Here is a 1,060-nt window from a genome sequence, read left to right as displayed (position 1 = left end):
ATAATCATCCCAGTTTGTGACGATTCCGTCATGCTCGATTTCATATGATTATAATTTGTTTTCAGCGGTCATATGGAACCAAGCCTATTATAATCCTCCCACTGTGTGACGATCTCGTCATGCTTGGTTTCATTTGTTTATAGTTTATTTCTTAGTGGCCATAAAGCCTTTTCTCGGTAATCATCCCATTTAGTGGCGTTGTCGTTGTGTTTGGTGTTCTTTCCCTCACCCCCGGCCCCTCTCCCCCGGGGAGAGGGGAGTGGCTATATTGTCGTGCTTGGATTCATGGTTGTGATTGATTGTCTGTGAATTTCTTTTTCAGGACCAGCACGGGTATTTCCTCTTCCCGTAATTCGAGGTCCAGGCCGATGCGCTGCAGGCCGCCCCGGAGGCTTTCCAGATCAGAAAGGCGGGCGTCTACTTCAAAGTCTATTGGATAGTCAATGCCGGTACGGTCCATGACCGGATAGGGGCTGTCCTGCATGAAGTAGAGGTTCAGGTAGTAGACAAATCCCTGCAATCGGGAGTTGGTCACCTTGATGCCCATGGGCCCCACGTCGTAATGGGTTTTGGCCCCGGTGGAAGGGGGGAAGTCCCCGGTCCCGGTTTTTACCATGGCCCAGATGGTGCGCTTTCTGTTTTCGATATGGGCTTCTATATGGGGAAAGTACCTTTTGAGGTCTTCTCTCATGAGGGCGAACTTGTCCGTTCCCGGGGGTGTGATGAGTTCGTAGCTGAAGACGTGGTCCCCTTCTTCCATCCATTGCAGGTAGTCCAGGCCGGTTTTGCCGGTGTTGAGGTCGTCGGGTCCGAAGCCTTCCAGGTCGATCCTGTTGTTTCCGAAGTAATTGGGCAGGTCGTTGGCGGAATAGGCGGTGCGGAACAGTTTCAGAACGGGCGTATTGATGGCCATGATATGGCCTCCGAAATCATCCGACACCACCAACGCCCCGGAGACGCCGGGGATATAGGCGGACAGGGATGACTGAAACCGGATGTTTTTATGGGGAATCTGGCGGTTTTCGCTGATGAATTTTTCTTTGTGAAGGAAGGGTATCCT

General features: G+C 51.6%; 1 protein-coding gene. It reads right to left on the bottom strand.

What is annotated here, in order from left to right:
• Positions 1-283 precede the first annotated feature (283 nt).
• The coding region (locus tag ACFPFU_RS25645) for a hypothetical protein (protein ID WP_377069607.1) at positions 284-1,060 on the bottom strand (777 nt) is incomplete at its 5' end.

This window comes from Negadavirga shengliensis (assembly GCF_042652345.1).
GTDB classification, from domain to species: Bacteria; Bacteroidota; Bacteroidia; order Cytophagales; family Cyclobacteriaceae; genus Negadavirga; species Negadavirga shengliensis.
Note: the sequence above shows the minus strand (reverse complement) of the source record. Positions and strands in the feature narration are given on the sequence as shown.